The sequence below is a fragment of the Bacillus sp. PK6-013 genome, from assembly GCF_054161445.1.
Genome location: NZ_CP096417.1, coordinates 3,691,334 through 3,709,027 on the forward strand (window position 1 = coordinate 3,691,334; position 17,694 = coordinate 3,709,027).

At 38.4% G+C, this 17,694-nt stretch carries 15 protein-coding genes, 7 tRNA genes and 2 pseudogenes; 10 read left to right on the forward strand and 14 right to left on the reverse strand.

Annotation, left to right across the window (positions count from 1 at the left end; all coding sequences use genetic code 11):
• The first annotated feature begins 458 nt into the window (after positions 1–458).
• From M1E03_RS18615 to M1E03_RS18640, 6 genes are all read left to right on the forward strand, one after another.
• On the forward strand, positions 459–947 hold the full coding sequence (locus tag M1E03_RS18615; RefSeq protein WP_458110558.1) for a hypothetical protein: 489 nt from the start codon (positions 459–461) through the stop codon (positions 945–947).
• Between the two features lie 78 nt (positions 948–1,025).
• Positions 1,026–1,547, forward strand: coding sequence for a hypothetical protein (locus tag M1E03_RS18620; protein WP_020450281.1), 522 nt, complete (start codon positions 1,026–1,028; stop codon positions 1,545–1,547).
• A 13-nt stretch (positions 1,548–1,560) separates the two neighbouring features.
• Positions 1,561–1,899 carry a hypothetical protein gene (locus M1E03_RS18625; RefSeq protein ID WP_020450280.1) on the forward strand — a complete coding sequence of 113 codons (339 nt, stop codon included), beginning with the start codon at positions 1,561–1,563 and terminating at the stop codon, positions 1,897–1,899.
• An 803-nt stretch (positions 1,900–2,702) separates the two neighbouring features.
• Entirely contained in the window at positions 2,703–3,704 is a 1,002-nt protein-coding gene (locus tag M1E03_RS18630; protein WP_229129432.1) for a zinc-dependent alcohol dehydrogenase family protein, read from the forward strand.
• A gap of 669 nt (positions 3,705–4,373) precedes the next feature.
• Complete coding sequence (locus M1E03_RS18635; protein WP_023857841.1) at positions 4,374–4,835, forward strand: CarD family transcriptional regulator; 462 nt, start codon at positions 4,374–4,376, stop codon at positions 4,833–4,835.
• Positions 4,836–5,348: 513 nt separating this feature from the next.
• Positions 5,349–5,426: a hypothetical protein gene (locus tag M1E03_RS18640; RefSeq protein WP_229129452.1), complete on the forward strand. Its 78-nt coding sequence runs from the start codon at positions 5,349–5,351 to the stop codon at positions 5,424–5,426.
• A 352-nt stretch (positions 5,427–5,778) separates the two neighbouring features.
• Here the strand turns inward: M1E03_RS18640 and cspC are convergent, their stop codons facing one another.
• On the reverse strand, positions 5,779–5,982 hold the full coding sequence (gene cspC / locus M1E03_RS18645) for a cold shock protein CspC (RefSeq protein WP_003179166.1): 204 nt from the start codon (positions 5,980–5,982) through the stop codon (positions 5,779–5,781).
• A 596-nt stretch (positions 5,983–6,578) separates the two neighbouring features.
• Between cspC and desA the strand changes: the two genes are divergently transcribed.
• The gene (gene desA / locus M1E03_RS18650; RefSeq protein ID WP_106071074.1) at positions 6,579–7,607 is read left to right on the forward strand and encodes a Delta(5) desaturase DesA; all 1,029 of its coding nucleotides are present in this window, start codon (positions 6,579–6,581) and stop codon (positions 7,605–7,607) included.
• Positions 7,608–8,640: 1,033 nt separating this feature from the next.
• On the opposite strand, the gene M1E03_RS18655 is transcribed toward desA, so the two are convergent.
• On the reverse strand, positions 8,641–9,282 hold the full coding sequence (locus tag M1E03_RS18655) for a glycoside hydrolase family 11 protein (RefSeq protein ID WP_035337139.1): 642 nt from the start codon (positions 9,280–9,282) through the stop codon (positions 8,641–8,643).
• A 301-nt stretch (positions 9,283–9,583) separates the two neighbouring features.
• Between M1E03_RS18655 and M1E03_RS18660 the strand changes: the two are divergent.
• A pseudogene (locus M1E03_RS18660) lies at positions 9,584–10,096 on the forward strand (ATP-dependent DNA ligase); the annotation flags it as partial.
• A gap of 354 nt (positions 10,097–10,450) precedes the next feature.
• On the opposite strand, the gene M1E03_RS18665 reads toward M1E03_RS18660, so the two are convergent.
• The 3 genes from M1E03_RS18665 to M1E03_RS18675 form a co-directional block, all read right to left on the reverse strand.
• On the reverse strand, positions 10,451–10,753 hold the full coding sequence (locus tag M1E03_RS18665; protein ID WP_212110050.1) for a hypothetical protein: 303 nt from the start codon (positions 10,751–10,753) through the stop codon (positions 10,451–10,453).
• A 73-nt stretch (positions 10,754–10,826) separates the two neighbouring features.
• Positions 10,827–11,099 carry a DUF3986 family protein gene (locus M1E03_RS18670; protein WP_023857848.1) on the reverse strand — a complete coding sequence of 91 codons (273 nt, stop codon included), beginning with the start codon at positions 11,097–11,099 and terminating at the stop codon, positions 10,827–10,829.
• Positions 11,100–11,114: 15 nt separating this feature from the next.
• Positions 11,115–11,735, reverse strand: coding sequence for a hypothetical protein (locus tag M1E03_RS18675; protein ID WP_105980731.1), 621 nt, complete (start codon positions 11,733–11,735; stop codon positions 11,115–11,117).
• A gap of 267 nt (positions 11,736–12,002) precedes the next feature.
• On the opposite strand from M1E03_RS18675, the pseudogene M1E03_RS18680 reads away from it, so the two are divergent.
• Positions 12,003–12,783, forward strand: a pseudogene (locus tag M1E03_RS18680) (tyrosine-type recombinase/integrase); the annotation flags it as partial.
• A gap of 89 nt (positions 12,784–12,872) precedes the next feature.
• Here the strand turns inward: M1E03_RS18680 and M1E03_RS18685 are convergent.
• The 8 genes from M1E03_RS18685 to M1E03_RS18720 form a co-directional block, all read right to left on the reverse strand.
• A tRNA-Leu gene (locus M1E03_RS18685) sits at positions 12,873–12,956 on the reverse strand.
• 20 nt (positions 12,957–12,976) lie between these two features.
• Positions 12,977–13,059: transfer RNA gene (locus M1E03_RS18690), tRNA-Leu, on the reverse strand.
• Positions 13,060–13,071: 12 nt separating this feature from the next.
• Positions 13,072–13,147: transfer RNA gene (locus M1E03_RS18695), tRNA-Lys, on the reverse strand.
• A gap of 8 nt (positions 13,148–13,155) precedes the next feature.
• Positions 13,156–13,230: transfer RNA gene (locus tag M1E03_RS18700), tRNA-Gln, on the reverse strand.
• 12 nt (positions 13,231–13,242) lie between these two features.
• Positions 13,243–13,314: transfer RNA gene (locus M1E03_RS18705), tRNA-Glu, on the reverse strand.
• A gap of 28 nt (positions 13,315–13,342) precedes the next feature.
• A tRNA-Ser gene (locus M1E03_RS18710) sits at positions 13,343–13,433 on the reverse strand.
• 2 nt (positions 13,434–13,435) lie between these two features.
• Positions 13,436–13,510: transfer RNA gene (locus M1E03_RS18715), tRNA-Asn, on the reverse strand.
• Between the two features lie 116 nt (positions 13,511–13,626).
• The gene (locus M1E03_RS18720; protein WP_023857851.1) at positions 13,627–14,088 is read right to left on the reverse strand and encodes a SprT family protein; all 462 of its coding nucleotides are present in this window, start codon (positions 14,086–14,088) and stop codon (positions 13,627–13,629) included.
• A 111-nt stretch (positions 14,089–14,199) separates the two neighbouring features.
• Between M1E03_RS18720 and cmpA the strand changes: the two genes are divergently transcribed.
• Entirely contained in the window at positions 14,200–14,310 is a 111-nt protein-coding gene (gene cmpA / locus M1E03_RS18725) for a cortex morphogenetic protein CmpA (protein WP_023857852.1), read from the forward strand.
• 166 nt (positions 14,311–14,476) lie between these two features.
• Here cmpA and M1E03_RS18730 read toward each other — a convergent pair whose 3' ends face one another.
• Positions 14,477–17,596 (reverse strand): MMPL family transporter, encoded by a 3,120-nt coding sequence (locus M1E03_RS18730; RefSeq protein WP_458110559.1) that lies wholly within the window; start codon positions 17,594–17,596, stop codon positions 14,477–14,479.
• Between the last annotated feature and the right edge of the window lie 98 nt (positions 17,597–17,694).

Sequence of the window (17,694 nt, forward strand, 5' to 3'; positions counted from 1 at the left end):
TTAAGCTTATAACTAAGGTAGAGGTATCTAATTTAAATATTTTTTTTATTCCATTAATGAAAAATGACCATAAAATATATATCGTGATAGCACTTAGCGTAAACACTCTGAACCATCTGGGGATTGCGAGCCAAGCCTTTAAAAGTTTAGTTGAGAAATTCCCCATTTTGTTCCTCCTTTTTCATAAATAAATATTTTCGTATAAAATGACAATTTTATTGAATCTTTCCACGGGATGAATTGATTATCCCTAATGAGACTTTAGGTTCTTTTTGAAAAATGCTATATCTCGTAAAATAATCACAAGACAGTTGGACGATATGTTTTGGTAGCCCATAGTCAAATTCCCCCCTCTTTTATAACCAAAATTTTCTTAGGAAATATATTGATTATTTTATAAATATTTAGTATAGTTTAAAATATATTAAATAAATGGTTATAAAAGGAGGAGGAAGGAAATGATGAGAAAATTTATTTCATTTTTCATGGTGTTTTCATTAGCTGTGCTGGTTGTATCTGTTGTTTCTCCCGGTTATGCAAGTGCAGCAGAAAGTAAGAAAATTCCTGTAGTTCAGCAGAATAACATACAGGCTCCTTTAGCTTCAAATATGAATAGCGGTGTTACTAAAATCCAATCTAAGTTTGAGACTCCTGTAACTGCAAATTCTAAAGTACATACGCAAGGTATTCCTTTTGCTAAACAAATAATAGTAAAAGCACTTAGGGTTGGTGGTCCTGCTTTAGGAACCCTTATTAAAAAAATTCCATATAAATGGGCTCAAAAAGCTGGTGATGCTTGTTCTAAGTGGGGACATAAAGCGGCTGACGTTATAGATGAACTTACAAATTTCGGAGAAACAGCCGTTACTGTGGCATTAGTGAAAGCTGGAATTCCATTAGCTGATGCACAGCTAATTGCGAAGGTTGTTGTATTCTTTTTGCTATAACAACTATACATTAAAACAAAAGAGTGAAGGTCATAAGCCTCACTCTTTTGTTTTAATTATTGTAAGGGGAGATGCACCATGAATCTACTTATTATGACGTTATCAATTTATCTTTTCTTTCTTATCGTCTTTTTTATTTTTATGTACAGAGGAGAAAAGAAAGAAGCTGAAGAAAAAAACACAGATGAAAAATTTTTATTATCTACAGCAATAGGGGCTTTGGTTTTATCACTAATCCCTACTGCAGTTATAATGGGGATAATCTTATTTGCAACAGGATCGGCAAATGTGCTTGTAAGCTTTTTTAATTTAGAAATAGGATTTAAACAGATTGTTATTATGAGTGTGTGTATGGTTGTTTATTCTTTTACTTTTGATAATATATTTGTGGCTGTTGGAAGGCACCTTTTAGGAGATAACTTTTTCAAGTTTATATTTGCTGCTATATTTAGATTTTTATTTATTTATATAGTGGGTATCTTGTGTTCTATTGGGAGTAGCAACAACTTTAAATTATCTTTAGGATTAACTTTATTTTTTCTTTTGTTAGAATGCATTTCCCTTAAAAAATCTGATCGTGACAATAATTTAAAATCTTAAGGGCGGACATAGCATGACCGATAAAGAAAAAGAAGAATTTACTGCGAATTTAATGCACATGAAAAATGCGATAGTGTCTCTTTACGAACATCTTGCCCCAGATTTTACTACAAAAGACTTTGTCATCTTGAAGTACGGACTATCTGCGGAAGAGTCCAATAAACTTGAAAAATACTTAATTGATCATCATATTCAAAACAAAGCTCCAACAAAAGAGGAAGTAAGATCAAAATTAGCAGAGATTCAAGATCTCCCAACAGACAGCGTTCCGATGGACAAAGTTGAAGATATCCTAAAAGGTTATCAAGCCGATGGCATAATGGATAAGATGATTAAAAAGGTATTAAAGTAACTAATATAGCAGGCTGAACGCCTGCTATTTTCTGTACATTCAATCTTCTGAAATTAACCTCGTAAACAATAATTCTAGTTTCCCACTAGAATAATTAAAAGAATATCTTAAACTATTATAAACTTCTGATTCAACTTTATATGATTTAACTTCATGGTTGTTTATTACATTACTCAAATCCAATTTATTGTATATCATACTTATTATTTCGTTGGTTGTCATATAGGGATTAAATACTTTCATTATAATCCCAACAATCTGAAGATAACTTTTAAGGCTATCGCCTGTGTCCTTATTAAATCCATCTACCAAAATCAATTTATTATTAAGATAAATTATTTAAATTTTCTCCATCACTATATTCAAGGTTTATTGATTTAGTGTTTTCGCCTAATTCTTTGCCTCTTTGTTAAATCGCTGTTCAAATTCATCAGGCGTCATCCCACTTTCATCTAATTCACTTGAACAAATACTATGCACATCATTAGAATTATCTTCAGATGTGTCCTCAGATCCAGCCTTTTATAAAATTATTACAGTTAAAATATCAATGCTACACACCATAAAACACGAAAAGCGCAAACCATTTGGTATGCGTTTTTCATCTCTTTTTCAGCCTTTTGGACTTTTATTAGATTTTTTAATAGTAAAGCATTCTGATATCCATTCAAATTTATTTCATGAATTTAAACCTCAATTTATAACCACCATCAATATGTTAAAACAAAGACAATATTGACATAATCTCAAAAGAGTGCAAGTTTATTTATAGAAGTATTAAACTAAGGAGCCAATAACAAATCATGAATAATGTTTCATTAATATATAAGGAATTTGGTGATCCGCTTCAAAAATTACAGCTATATACCGGAGAAAAGCTTCCTCTTCAGCCAAATGAAATTCTTGTCAAAATGATTGCCAGTCCAATTAATCCATCAGATTTGCTTCCAATTAGAGGGGCCTATTCTCATAGAATTAAGCTGCCGGCTGTTGCAGGATATGATGGTGTGGGAATTGTCATAGATCAGGGCAAATATGTATCATCATCACTGATTGGAAAAAGGGTCCTCCCTGTAAGAGGAGAGGGAACTTGGCAACAATATGTAACCACCAAAGCCGATTATGCAATAGAGCTGCCTCCATCAATAAGTGATAACGACGCCAGTCAACTGTATATTAATCCATTAACAGCCTGGCTAATTTGTACGGAATCATTGCGTGTTCAGCCGAATGAAATTGTGTTAATGAATGGCGGAGGTACATCTATTGCAGGTTTGTTTGCGCAAATTTCTACTATACTGGGATTCCGTTTAATTGTCATTACAAGAAACAGCCGCAAGATAGAAAAACTTCAAAAACTTGGGGCATGGAGAGTCATCGACGCTTCCAACGGTTCTATATATGAACAGATTTCTGATGCTTGCGACATCGGTGTTGACCATGCAATTGACTCTATTGGAGGAGAAAGCGGCGAACTGCTGGCGAGGACGTTAAAACCTGAAGGAACGTTTGTCAGTTATGGTCTGTTGTCAGGTATACCAAACGATTGGCGAAAGTTACACAATGTATACCATGTGTCACCACAATTATTCGCCTTAAGACTTTGGAACGAGAGACATTCCGTTTCTGAATACCGCAATCGCTTCTCGCAGGTGATTAAGCTCGTTGAGAGCGGAAGAATGGTCATCAATGCTCCAGAAAAAGTATATGATTTTGAAGATTTCTATGATGCGTTGAAGCATTATGAACAGCCGGATTTGAATGGAAAAATACTGTTGAACTTTGCAGTGAAGAAGAAGATGTAACACTTGATTGATTTTCATTAACAAATTCGAGATGTGGGAGGAGAAAATGCAATTGCCCCATTCCTTTTGTCGATCGAGCTCAACAAAATACAGTTCCATAAATACAAATCTGAGGTCAATTCCGAACGGGATACTGTGTACTTCTTCCTCGGTGAAGGGAATGACTGCGCATATGTTAGCTCCTGACGTTGATCTGACTACATATGATCAATGATGACTCAAGAAAACAGAAACATTGCATATCCTTAATATGGAAGTACCGAAAGTGAAAGGTGGCAACTATTTTTTCATAAAGGAACAAAAAGCTAATTAAAGTTGGTTATTTTAACAGACTTGCCACCAGTCACGTTATGTAAAAAAGCTGACAAAAATTTCACCAATTTTATCGTAGGTAGAGGTTTCTGCTGATAAATTTAAACTTCGTAATGAGGTTAAAAGAGAAACTGTAGAAGATATACAGGCGAAAAATATAAAAATAGAAAAAGAACGAGGTGACCTTTCCTTTTTGCGATACGACACGTTCACTATTGCTTTGTTGTTTTTGCTTAATCTAATTTTTTAAAGAAATTTATTGACATCAAAAATACGATCATGTTATTATTAAATATTTGATGAAAAAACGAATATATGGTAATCTTAAGAAGGATACCATATATGGAGGTGGATGATATGTTTCAAATTGGCGATAACATTATTTATCCAATGCAAGGAGCAGGTATAATTGAAGCCATAGAAGAAAAAGAATTCTTAGGGGAAAAACAACAGTATTATGTCATAAAAATGTCAATCAGTAATATGCAAGTTATGATTCCAACGGGTAAAATATTGAGTTCAGGTATAAGACCTGTTACTGATATACTTGCATTAAAACACATTATACACATTTTCCAGCATGGAGAATCAGATCGGTTACTGCCGTGGAAACAAAGGTTTAAAGTAAACACGAACAAAATAAAAACGGGTAAAATACAAGAAGGCGCTGAAGTTGTACGTGATTTAATGCGTATGAATAAAGAAAAAGCACTTAATGCAAGCGAAAAAAAAATGTTGGATAATGCATATGAATTTTTGATTAGTGAACTGGAAGTAATTAAAGGAATCACTGAAAATCAAATAAAAAGTTTCAGTTAAAGTTCATTATAGATAATATATTGCATCCAAAAAAACATCCTGTAATTTCCGGTAACATTATGATAATTAAAAGTAAATCATTTCAAAGACGTTTAACTTCTTCAACTTATTTTTAGAACATTAACCTCTTTTGTTATTCCTACAATTAATCCATTTTTATTACTTAAATTTCTTTTACGAACATTTACAGTTTATCAAAAAACCCGATTAAATCGTCACTTGATTTTTGTAATCCTGATTCACACTGGCACGGACAAGGAGCCGTAAGGATGGAAGAGAGGCAGGGCTTCCATTGTTTTAGGTATATCTAAGTGATGATTTCTAGAAGAAAGAACAATCAATCTCACCTTTATCTTTAAGAATTTTTTTTATTCACTTCGGCAGTGAATCGTTTATCTTCCTTCCATAAAAGAGATACGCGAGTTGGTAACATCTAAATATATGGACAACAATAAAAAATGATGGAATTTCTATAACTAGATTACTTCTATTAAGATTGAGTCTTATGTAAAAATTGAAGTTGGCAGAATTCTTGTAGATGGACCAGCTGTTATTTTCATTGATCCAAAATATCTAAAAATTGTTGAATGAACGAAGAAAAGGATGATTCTTTACGAAAAGGGATGCTTTTTGTTTGATGTTTGATGCCAGTGATTTGTAGGACTTAGATTGCGAAGTCTTGTACTTAAATTAACGAGCAAGTTAGTGAAAAAAAATAAAAAGTAATTGCATTCGAAAAAAAATAAATAATTTATATACATTCCGCATATTGTCAATCCAGTATGTTATACTGTAAACAACCTTTGAAGCGTTAAATCTTTTTCTATTACCTTTTACCACCTCCCTACTCGAACGTTGAGTAGGGTTTTTTATTAAGCATTATACAGAGAACATAAAAAAACAGGCCCTATATATAGAGCCTGTTTGTATAAACGATTGAAGATTAAGCAGTTTTTTGAACGTTAGCAGCTTGAGCTCCGCGAGGACCTTGCTCAACGTCAAATGTTACTTTTTGACCTTCGTCTAATGATTTGAATCCGTCACTTTGGATTGCAGAAAAGTGTACGAATACATCGTCTCCATTTTCACGTTCGATAAATCCAAAACCTTTTTCTGCATTAAACCATTTAACTGTACCTTGTTCCATTTTTGTTGCCTCCTAGTGCGTTACCGCACATTGTATTACTATCCTTGCCCAAAGTATCATCAAGACGAAAAGTCAATATTCATACTATCCTTTACACCGAACAAAAATAATTCTTCTTTATCATAACAGGAAACGGAAATAATTGCAATTCATATTTTTGTTTTATTCATGGCATTATTTCCTAAATGTGGATGTCAGTGCAGAAGCGGAGTCTCAATAATTCTGCATTGAATTTATAACATGTCTAACAGGTCTAATAACCATGGTTTAAAAACACCGTGAAAATGAATCAGAGTGTCTTCAAACCTTACTAGTAATGTCCTCAAACAATCAATGCTCACGGACTAAATAAACCGATTCCCTAGGGGAGCAGGGAGAGCGTTTGGCCCGATAAAGAGCCGGGTATAATTTTCATACGCATTTGTATCCCGGCTGGCTCTGCTAATAAACATTTAATCGAGCTGGAAATCAGCTTCTCATTTCCAATGATTTTATAGAAGAATAGGAAAGATACTTGTCATTTATAGTGGATGACGCAGGGACTTCAAAGGCAATAAAACGTTTTCTAGATCATCATAGGAGGGAAACATTAAAAAATGAATGAGCAAAACCTAAGGACTTTGAGAAAACTGGTTACACCTTATGAAAAGTCCGATTTACAAAAAAGTATTTCTCAAATCATTAACACATTGGTGCCATTTTTCCTGTTATGGTGTTTGGCATATAAGAGCTTGTCGATTTCTTATTTCCTTACATTAGCGATTTCTGTTGTTGCGGCAGGTTTTTTAGTGAGAACCTTCATAATCTTTCATGATTGCTGCCACTACTCCTTTTTTAAAAACAAAATGGCGAATCGAATCCTTGGAACAATTACAGGAATTCTGACTTTGCATCCTTTTGATCACTGGGGACGCGACCATTCTGTCCACCATGCGACAAGCAGCAACTTGGACAAACGCGGTACAGGCGATATTTGGGTACTGACCGTTGAAGAATATAAGGAAGCCTCAACTAAGACAAAAATAATGTACCGTTTGTACAGAAATCCGTTTGTTATGTTTATGATTGGGCCGATTTACGTCTTCGGGATTACCAATCGTTTTAATCGTAAAGGGGCAAAACGCAAAGAACGGATGAATACGTATGTAACGAACGTGGGAATCGTCGCTTTGACAGCACTTTTATGCTGGGCTATTGGCTGGCAAAACTTCCTGCTGGTTCAGGCGCCAATTTTTATGATATCGGGATCTCTCGGAATTTGGATGTTTTATATTCAGCATACGTTTGAGGATTCTTATTTTGAAGAAGATGAGCATTGGGAATATGTAAAAGCAGCAGTTGAAGGAAGCTCTTTTTATAAGCTTCCAAAAGTCATGCAATGGCTAACAGGCAATATCGGTTTCCATCATGTTCATCATTTAAGCCCGAGAGTCCCAAACTATAAGCTTGAAGAAGTGCATAACAACATTAAACCATTGCAAAACGTTCCGACCATTACACTGGCAACAAGTCTTAAGTCATTAAAGTTCCGCCTGTGGGATGAAGAAAGCAAAAAATTTGTTGGTTTTAGCCACTTAAAAAAAGCTTCTAAAAACCAAATATCAGCACACCTAAGAACGGATTAAACAACTCCCCATAATCGATGATAGCAGGCAGTGTATCTTGCAAAATAAAAGTGCAGACTCGCACAACGGTTTTGTGCAGAGGTCAGCACTTTTTTAGTGCCAAATATACTTGCATACTTCACCACACGGTACATTTATTGCCGTATTTTCTGCAAAAAAATAATACTAAAGGTAGTTAAACCCTCGGTATGATTGGTATGCGGCCGAGAGGACTTGACCCTCACGGGGTTGCCTCCACTAGGCCCTCGATAAAGTGGAAGCTTATCACGATTTATGAAAGCTTGTTTTCATGGTATCTCTTTACACCAATTACATAAAACTTCATTGTTTTTAAGAATGATGAAGTAAAAATGGAGTAAGCTTTTCAAACGAATTTCGTAAAGCTTACCAAAGTGGTTCTTAAGATTTTTTTGTTTTTTAAAATGGTCTATCCATGAGATTGATAACAAAAAAAAGGTTTCACTATTGTCTTTTTTTTTCGTTAATTCGGACCCTCGACCAATATCCTGGAGTTATTTTTATTTGACGGAATCCTCGATTGAACCCTTTTATATTTGTTGTAAAAGCTCGTGCCTTCACAACAGAAAAGTCTAAATATAATTCAATCCTTCCAATGATCATATTCTGTTCTTCTTGCTCGTTCTTTGTATTTTTCAATTTGCTCTTCGGTTGAAATTTCAGAGAAAAATTAGCCGAAATAAAAGGAATTCCTCACTTTACGAATGAAGCAACTGAGGAAATACTTTTAGGGTACAAATTAGATGGAATACATGCAAAAATCATTAATAGCGCATTAAAATAAAGCAGGCATATGCCTGCTTTAAAATTTATACTGGTTCAAATTCTATAACCTTGCTTTCCCTTTAATCCAGTGTTTTCCTATCAAGGCCTAAACAATCGTTTTCCCCACTCCGAGGAATACATTGGAATCCCAACTAAAAGACCATCGCCTCTTAGTCACTCACATTAACAATGATTATAAAATGTCTCAAGGAACGATCAACAGCCGCTACCCCTGATTAAAGATGATCTGTTACCACACTGTTACGTTAGAACTTCCACTACTTTGATATCCCTCTGTCGCTAAGACTTGATAAGACCAAATACTCCCCAGATTCATTCCATGACTCTTCCATGCTCTAACATGATTGCTGAAAGTGATTTTAGCGTTGCTTCCAGTTGGTCTCTTCGTTTGGCGAACACTCCAGTACTGCGTGAAAGTAGTTTTTTCGCCATCAATGGAAGGTGCATTATAACGTGTAGTTGTATATATGTCATATGTGCCGCCATCACTTTTTACAGTACCTTTATACGTTCCAGTAGGTCTATAAGTACCCCATGAATCCACTACATAATATTCTATGAGCGGTGCTCTCGTCCAACCATATAAAGCCAAATATCCATTGCCATTCGGCGCCCAAACTCCGGCATTATAGTTTATTGTCCTAGATGGCGAACCTGTAGTCCAACCTTTACCAACAACGAAATTTCCGGTATTAGACCAATTAACGCTGTAATTCCCGCCAGGCCCATTAACAGCGTTTACTGTTCCGCCGCCATCAGTCCAATTTTGCCAGTAGTCTGGACTAGCTGCAGAGGCGGTTGCCGAAAACAAGCTAATACTCATTAAAGCTGCCGTTAATCCAACTAAGAAATTCCTTTTAAACTTAAACATATGTTACCTCCTATAATAATTATTCTGACTTTGACATGAGGTAGCACCCGTATAGATTTAAAACATTATTAATTACTAATGCCAAAGTTTTTGATCGTTCTCTTCAATATAATACCATGAATTCATGAGTGAATATCATAAATAAATGTAATTTAATTACAAAGACCTAAAAAATCACATTATAAGTGTTCTTGTAAAACTATAGCCTTATCCTCTTTTCGCAGAATCATAAATCTGACGGATTAATATTTGTAATTAATAACTATTTATACCATTTCGTATAAAGGAGATATACATGAGAGATTGTGAAGTCATTGTAGCTGCCCCAGGTGGTGCTCCTGACTTTGAAGCTGTAATGGAACGTTTCATGTCCAAAAAGTCAGCTCATCAGATTGTTTACTGTGTTTTCGATGTTTCTACAAAGACAGTCGGTCAATCGCCAACAAGCCGCTCACTGTGGCGTAGGACAGTTCTGAATTCACTTGAACTGAATCATCCTATCGAAGGAATTCAAGGAAACGGACTAGCTTACTTTGCCTTGGTCAAAGAAAAAATTTCAGAGGGAATCGTGCTCAAGAAAGCTGACTCGCCTGATGAAATTAATACACGTTCTCATTATTGGCTGAAAGTGATCAATTATCATTACACCGAAGTCGTTATTACCGGCACACCAAAACGGATATAAAATTTTCCCCATCCCGATAGAACTGCAGCTGGGTTTATGGAATTCATGCCACATGCAGAACGAAGTAAGTTCCACTCTATGAAACAAGTAAAGTCTGAATCTGATGAATATGTATTTATTGAGCCTATTTTTCATTAAAGTAAAAATACAACAACAAAACAAAAAATACCAAGGGTGTCAAAACTCTTGGTATTCCTATGATGCGGCCGAGAGGACTTGAACCTCACGGGTTATTCACCCACTAGGCCCTCAATAAAGTGGAAGCTTATCACTGCTTATGAAAGCTTATTTTCATTACATCGTTGATTACACAAAATTTGATTGTTTTTTATTAATTATGGAGTAAAAATGGAGTACGAACTTACCAAAGTGGTTCTCTATTCCCTCTTTATTTAACAAGGTCTATCCATGTTTAAAGCAGCTAAAGATTTTTTAATTTTAAAGGCGAAGGTATGTTGCAAATCTTCAGAAGTTAAAGCTTTATCATGTATCCTCTAAAGCCTGTTCTGCTTCATCAAGCAAATAGAGCGCATCCTGCATAGAATAAATCCCCCCTTTTTTTTCATGAACAAGAATTAATACACCAAAGAATAGGTGAAAAGTCCTCGAAAAACTATTGTGAAATATTTGAAGAGGTTCTTGAAGAGTGGTTTTCTGCTGAATTGATTCTTTTAAGCCAAGGTGGTGATGGTACTGATGACCTTGAAATGAGAAAAGAATTGTACGGGTGGCGTTTTGTTGAGGCATTGAATAAAGAATAAGCGCTACCTCTTCCCTTCTGCTCAAGATACATATTGCTATGCTGTGCTTATTCTTTCTTAGCGTACAATAAAGCTCCCTCGTAGCAAAGGAGCTTAAATTAGAGAGCTTTATTTAACTCATGTTTAATCCAAAGTTCGAAGTATTGAGTAGCTTCATCTTCACTTAAATCTTTACTTGTTATCGAGAATATCTTACAACCGAATGGATCGATTTTTGAAAACTTCAAAGACGGCTCATCCATTGCATGATCCTGAAAGTTAAAATACACGTCCCAAACATCAACATCTAGTCTCTTTAATCCTACTGCTTCAAGATCTAATCCATTTTTATCGTAACTAATATGTAGATGTTGCGTTTCATCATAATTCATTAGGAAACCCTCCCTTTAGAAAATGATATGATGTTTTTTCATGTTAGGCGGCACATGGTAATGAAGTTTATAGGGGCCTCCCGTCTTAACTGGATAATAATCTAATCTGAAAATTGGTTTTCCGGTAGATTTTAAACGAACTTGAATAATTCTGCCACCACCACCGGGGCCATCAATCTTATATTTACTCGGCGCCTTTAAAGCTTTTTCAACATATGGTCTCGCGATTGCCCAACCTTTTTTCATTCCAGACCTGCCAACTTTGCTAATTAAGACCCTTAAAGCTGTAGCAACAATTGGCACCCACATCGGCTTTATTTCAGCGTCCTTAATCTCTTGTTTGGCAAGCACCTGTTCTAACTGCTGAAATACTGGGTCTTCTATTAAAAAATCAAACTCTTTTTCAAACTTTTCATTATCCAAACTTTGAATGTCCTTTTTATTGATTGTTGAAATTGATGATATTCCATCAATGTTTTTTGGAAAAATCTCATTCAATGTATTGAGAGTTGAGTTGAAATCAATGCTTTCATCCTCTTTCCCCTCTTCAATTGCTTGAGATAATGGACTTAGAACACCCATAACCAACACAAAGACCAAAAGTGAGACAATAGTTTTAATAAACTTTTTCGCCATATTTGACCTCCTAGTTAATTATTTTTATTCCAAATATATCAATATATGGTATGAAAATCAACAGCTAATTTTACTTTAAGTAATCAAGTATTGCGTGGATGGTGTTTCCATTCTGCTCAAGATAAATAGGTTTTATTGAATCAAAAAAATCCTGTCTTTAAAGTGACATGTTCCTTCCTCAGCATCAATAAATGCAACATAATCTTTGTTTTGGATTTTCAAAATTTCATTATAATGCTACAGCTATAGGAACAGAGAGTTTATCAGCATTTAAAAAACTGCAAGGTCGACAGCAAGCCAAATTATTACTAAATTCAGCAATACACAATAAATAAACACATTCGAGAATATTTCAAAAATGCTGATCTACAAAAGATCTCGCACACCCATATCATCGATTTTAGAAATCACTTACTCGATAAGAAACTGAGCAATAAATCCGTAAATAATATCATATCCACTTTAAATAAAATATTCGAGACAGCCCAAAATGAAAAATTTATTCAAAACAATCCATGCAGCAAAATCAAACAACTCCCTCTTGATCGAAAAAAGATGAAATTTTGGAGACCGGAGGAATTTAAAAAATTTATCAACTTAATTCCTGATGATCAAGTCATTTTTAAAACATTTTATGCACTAGCCTTTTTCACCGGAATGAGGTGCGGTGAAATGTTAGCCCTCCAATGGAAAGACATAGACCGAATATTAATGGAAATAGATGTTCGCAAATCTGCAACATATTTAAACAAAGAGTTTATAGTGACGTTACCCAAAACAAAAAATTCTATTCGACGCATAAGCATTAATAGAAAACTTTTCTCTCTCCTAGACTATTGGAGAGAGAAACAAGAGGATTTATTTAAAAAACTCAATATTCTTCATTCAGATGAGTCCTATATTTTTCAATATAAAGACACTCCATCATCAAAGGACATTTTCAGTCGTAAAATTAAATACTTCTGTAAAAACAACAATAGATGTATACGGACACCTATATCCCAATAAACAGAAAGAAATGACGGACAAGTTAGACGACTTATTTTAAGTAAGTGGGCACGGTGTGGGCACAGGAGACAAAAAACTAGATGAATATAAAAAATACCAAGGGCGCTTAAACCCTTGGTATTCCTATAATGCGGCCGAGAGGACTTGAACCTCCACGGGTTATTCACCCACTAGGCCCTCAACCTAGCGCGTCTGCCATTCCGCCACGACCGCATGATATGTTGTTTTTAAAGTGCGGGTGAAGGGACTCGAACCCCCACGCCGTAAAGACACTAGATCCTAAGTCTAGCGCGTCTGCCAATTCCGCCACACCCGCGTGAAAAAACAATGGTGAGCCATGAAGGACTCGAACCTTCGACCCTCTGATTAAAAGTCAGATGCTCTACCAACTGAGCTAATGGCTCAAATATAATGGCTGGGCTAGCTGGATTCGAACCAACGCATGACGGAGTCAAAGTCCGTTGCCTTACCGCTTGGCTATAGCCCAACATATGAGAAATGACCCGTACGGGATTCGAACCCGTGTTACCGCCGTGAAAGGGCGGTGTCTTAACCACTTGACCAACGGGCCATATGAAGTCAGCATCATATTTTCCTAATGGCGGAGAAGGAGGGATTTGAACCCTCGCGCCGCTTACGCGACCTACACCCTTAGCAGGGGCGCCTCTTCAGCCACTTGAGTACTTCTCCATTGGCTCCACAGGCAGGATTCGAACCTGCGACCGATCGGTTAACAGCCGATAGCTCTACCACTGAGCTACTGTGGAATGATCAGACTCATTTTATTATAAATATGTCGACAAAATGTGTCAAGAAGAACAATTTGTCTTTGTGGCTCGTCTTGCGACGGCTTTTATAATTTATCATAGACAAGCCTGATCAGTCAACCCTTTTTTATGATTTCTTTTATTTTCCCTCCGCACTTGCCGCAAACGTAACGGCTTGTATCCATTTTCCGCTTTCGAAGAAACGTTTGTCCGCATGCTTCGCACTTGTATGTGCGCACTTTTCTTTGCGGCTTTTTCTCTCCTGCGAGCGGCGTGCAGAATCGCGGCGCACCGACTTCCTTTAATAGCGTTCTAAAATCTTTGTCGCGGTGCTTGTAGCCTTTTCCTTCAAGATGGAGGTGGTAATGGCACAATTCATGCTTGATGATGCCTTCAAGCTCATTTTGCCCGTGCTCTGTCAGGTATTTTTTATTCAGTTCGATATTGTGGGAATTCAGCAAATACCTGCCTCCGGTCGTTTTCAGGCGGCTGTTGAAGTAAGCGCGGTGCCGGAACGGTTTTTTAAAATATGTGAGCGATAGCTGTTCTGTCAGCTGCTGCAGTTGTTGTTCGTCCATTGCTTCGGTCCACCTCATTTTTAAAAACATTGAACAGGACAAATTCCGGGCGGCATAAACTAATACACAACACCCATACTCTTATGATAAGAGCCTGAGGAGGGATGAGCAATGCCGAATTGGCTCAAAAGCCAGATGCAGAGAGCTTTTTATGAAAAAGATCATTACCAGATTAAATTGCTGAATCAGTGCTGGTATTTTTACAGAAAAAAACACTGCTGATAGACAGTGTTCATCGGAGCCCAAACGGAATTTCTTCTGTTTCCTCATCATCTTCACCGGTCCTTTTATCATCTCACACAATGGCGCCCGTTACTCCCCAAATGGAGCTGACCGCCCGATTTCGGGGAGCATGGGCGAATGATTCTTCTGTGGATGGACGAGCCGTTTATTCTTTTCTTTTGAACGGAAACCAGTTGGCTGAGCCGAAGATCCGAACCATCACAGGGACGAACAGCGGCAGCATGACGAATGCATACAGCAAGAGACCCGTCAGTATTAGGGTGGCGATTTGCAGAAGCGATAAAACGCCGGACGGCAGCATTGCCGCGAAGGTTCCCGCCAAAATGACAGCAGCTGAAATAATAACGGACCCCATATTTTTCATCGATTCCGTCATAGCCGTTTTAATATCCGTTCCCCGGTATTCGTTAAAGCGTTCCATCAGGAAGATCGAATAGTCCACACCAAGCGCCATTAAAATCACGAATCCAAAGAAAGGCACCGCCCAGTTGAGGCCGGGATAGCCGAAAAACGCCGTGAAAATAAACTCGGTTATACCGATGGATGCAAAGTACGTCAAGATCAACGATCCGACCAAATACACCGGCATGACAATAGAACGGAACAGCAGGACGAGGATCAGGAAAATTCCGATCATCATATAGATCACCGTGTTGCTGAAATCCTGGTCTGACAGCTGCTTCAGATCGGCATTGATGCTGGAAACGCCGCCGACGCCAAATGATGCATCGTTCAAATGCGTATCGGGAAGAGCCCGTTTTACGGACGCTTCAATATCTTTAACATTAGCAATTGCTCCGTTTCCGTACGGATTGCCTTCCAATATCACATCGATCGTCGTGATATGGCGGTCGTCTGACATATAGGAATTAAATACCTGCTGAAACTGCTTGTTTTTCAGGACTTCTTTAGGGACAAACCAGCCGGACATTTCTTGATCCGATGCGTTTTTCAGCTGATCCAGGTAGTCGCCTGCCCCCATCAGACCGCTTGAAATTTTTTCGAGGCCGTCCACGCTTGAATTCAAACCTTTTGTTAATTGATCGAGCTGGCCGGCGAATTCTCCGACTTTTTCCTTCATCTGCTTTTGGCCTTCAGCGACATCGCCCGCTCCTGATTCGAGCTTAGGCAGCGAATCGGCGAGCTGTCCCTGCCCCTTCGATGTCTCTTCAAGTCCTTTTTCGATTTGGCCGAGGCCGTTGATCAGAGCATCGATTTTGCTTGTGTACACTTTTTGCTCTTCCTGCGCTTTTGCGATAAATGCATCTGCTGCTTCAAGCTGCTTTTTCGCGTTTGCCGCCTGCTTCGTGTAAACGGCCGCTTTCTGTGATCCCTGCTTGATTGCCGATGCAAGCTCTGTGTAAGAGCCTTTGATCGCTAAATAAGAAGGATTCTCCTTCACTTCGGGAATTTCGCTTTCAAGATTTTTGAAATTTTGATTTGTCTGCTCGATCATCTTTTGCACGTCAGCCGTTATGCCTTGGGCACTTTCTGCTTGTGACAATGCTGCTTTCAAGACTTTCGATATTTCTTTGTAGTTTTCGATTTGTCCATTTAATTGATCGACCTGCGCCGTCAGCTGTTTTTTCGCAGCTTGAATTTCTTTTTTCGCCCGGGCGACGCCTTCTTTGCTTTGGTCTGTACCGTCCTTCAGCTTTCTCATATTGGCTTCAACGTCGCTGATGCCGGCTTTAATCGATTCGGTTCCTTTGATCAGCTGATTGATTCCTTTTCCGGACGCTTCGATTTGCGGCTTCTGATCCGCGATCGACTTGCTCGCCTCGGCAAGCCCGTCTTTGATCTTTTTCAGACCTTTATTGCCGCTCTCAAGCCCTTTATTCAGTTCGTTTGCCTGTGTTTTGACATACAGGTCGCTCAGTCCTTTTCCGACCGGACGGGTCGCACTGCGAACTTTGCTGACGCCATTTGTCTGTTCAATGGCGCGGCTGATTTTTTCAATCGCGATCAGCCCGTCATTGGTATCAAGCGCATCCGATGTTTTAAGCACGACCGTGACCGGCAAAGATTCCCCAGGCCCGAACTTGTAGGAGATGGTGTTGAATGCACTGACGGATTCGTATTGATCTCCGATTTCATCAAGGTTGTTGTAGGAAAGCGTTCCTTTATACATTAAGATCGGCGGAACGGCCACGGCCGCTACGATCAACAGACTGATCAGCGGCTTACTGAATGCGAAACGGCCGGCGGTTTCCCATAGTTTTGACTGCGGATGCCCGATATTCCCTCTGACGGGCCAAAACAGCACTTTTCCCAAAACAGCCATAAAAAACGGCACGATCGTCAAAAGCGCCAAAATCAAGACTGCGACACCAACCGCTACTGCGACCGCAGATTTGTAAAGCTGGAATTCGGCGAAGCCGATGCAAGTAAAACCGATCAAAACGGCGAATCCGCTGAACAGAACGGTTTTTCCCGCCGTTTTATACGTTGTCAGGATAGCTTCAATCTTGTCTTTCCCGTGGGCAAGCTCTTCCTTAAAACGGCTTAAAAGAAGAATGCAGTAATCCGTCCCGATTCCGAACATGATCGCCACCATGAAAATTTGCGTAAACGTGGACAGCGGAAAATCAGCGTATTCGACAAGATAGGCGACGACGGACTGGCTCACAAGGTAGGAAAACGCGACCGCCAAAAGCGGGACAAAAGGCGCAACCGCAGAACGGAAGACGAGAATCAATACGATTAAAATAAAACCGACCGTGATATATTCGGTCTTCTTCAGGCCTTCCTGTGAACTTGTTATAACATCATCATCAATGAGCGGCTGTCCGGTCATCTCGTAGTCAAGCTTTAAAGGTTTGAGCTTTTCATTTACCTTTGCTTTAAAATCGGCCGCACTGATTTTGTTCGCATCAAATGTGACAGGTACAAGCAGCGTCGTTCGATCCTTTGACAACAGCTGCTTTTGAATATCCTCCTCCGCGTCAAAGTATGATGTAATATCTGAGACGTGAAGGGAGGAATCCTTTTCTAAAATGGTGATCGCTTTTTTTAAAGCCGCCTCCCGGTTCGGCAGGAGCTGTTTGTCCTGAAATACGACGACAACCGATTTGTCCGTATCCCCGTCTTTTGACATTTGTTCGAGAAGCTTGTTCGCGTAAGAAGACGGATAGCCTTCAGGGACCGCGATCTGGCCCTTCTCCTTTGTTAATTGCCCCATATCGGGCGCCGTGATGAATAAGACGGCGGCCATTGCAATCCAGAGCGCCGCAATAATCCATCTCGCCTTTATAATCGTTCTCATTGACGTTTTATTCCTCCTCTATGAGCTGTGCGGGTTTTTCATTAAAAAAAGACGGCTGGTTGCTGCCGTCAGACAAAACATTCGTGTTTTGCTGATCA